1 protein-coding gene is annotated in these 1,416 nt (G+C 32.4%); it reads left to right on the top strand.

All coding sequences use genetic code 11. The features are described from left to right. A partial coding sequence (locus tag BTHERMOSOX_RS11190; RefSeq protein ID WP_171004765.1) for a DEAD/DEAH box helicase family protein occupies positions 1 to 1,416 on the top strand: 1,416 nt, incomplete at both ends.

Below are 1,416 nucleotides of genomic sequence, written 5' to 3'. Positions count from 1 at the left end.
GTTGCCAACCAATTGGATATTGACAAGGATAGATTAAAAAGTAATTTGTCTAATATTCAAAAGCACAATCTTGAAAAGCGTGATGTAAAAATAGACGAACAAAATCTATTTGATTTTTCGGTGGAAATGGAAACAGGTACAGGTAAAATTTATGTGTATTTAAAAACCATTTTTGAGCTTAATCAGCGTTATGGCTTAACCAAGTTTATTATTATTGTGCCGTCAGTTGCGGTGCGTGAGGGTGTACTTAAAACTCTTGAAAATACCAAGCAACATTTTTATAAAAGCTTTAATACTTATAGTGATGTATTGTCATACGATGGCGATAGTAAGCGAAAAATTAGTTTGTTAAAGCGTTTTGCTAGTAATCATCATTTGAGTATTTTGGTGATGAGTATTCAAGCGTTTAATTCTGATAATAATATCATTAATGAAGATCGGCGTGATGATACCGCTGGTGAGAAGATGATTGATATTATCGCTCAAACCAAGCCTGTATTGGTAATGGACGAGCCACAGAATATGGAGAGTGATTTATCCAAATCAGCCATTGATAAGCTTAATCCAATATTCAAATTACGCTACTCTGCTACGCATAAAAATTTGTACAACTTGGTGTATTCTTTGTCACCCTTTGATGCTTATAACAAAGGCTTGGTAAAGAAAATTGAGATAGCTTCCGTAGTTAAGGATGATCCAAATGCTGTGGTATTTGAGGTGCAAAAAATTATCACCAAAGCAGGCGAAAGCCCCAAAGTAAAAGTAAAGCTTGAATGTAAAGATCAGAAAACGGGGGAATATAATTACAAGGCTTTAAACTTAAAACTTAACGATGATATTTATAGAAAAACTAAAAATGAAAAATATCAACATTGGGTTATTGAGGAAATATCCACGGCTAAAAATGGGGTAGAAATTACAGGTGGAAAGTTTTTTTCAGTCAGTGAAAGTCAAGCAGAAGATAAGGCTGATATTTTTAGAGTGCAAATTAGAGAAACAATCAAAAACCATTTTGAAAAGCAAGCTTCACTTGGTGATAGAGTAAAGGTTTTATCGCTATTTTTTATTGATAAAGTTAAAAATTATGTTGCTGAAGATGGATTGATTAAAGTAATTTTTAAGGCTGAATTTGAAGCTTTAAAAGCAGAATCAGCCTTCTTTAAAAATAAGAAAGCAAGCCAAGTGCATAATGGCTATTTTTCTAAATCTGGTAAGAATTTTAAAGATACTAAGGGCAACTCCAAGAACGATAAAGCTGTTTATGATTTAATCATGAAAGACAAAGAAAAGCTTTTGTCTTTTGAAGAAGATACTTGTTTTATTTTTTCTCATTCTGCATTGAAAGAAGGTTGGGATAATCCTAATATCTTTACCATTTGCACATTGAACGAAACTACTTCAACCATGAAAAAACGC

The organism is Bathymodiolus heckerae thiotrophic gill symbiont (assembly GCF_900128515.1).
Lineage (GTDB): Bacteria > Pseudomonadota > Gammaproteobacteria > PS1 > Pseudothioglobaceae > Thioglobus_A.
The sequence above is the reverse complement of the archived record's forward strand: the minus strand, read 5'-3'. Positions and strand labels throughout refer to the sequence as shown.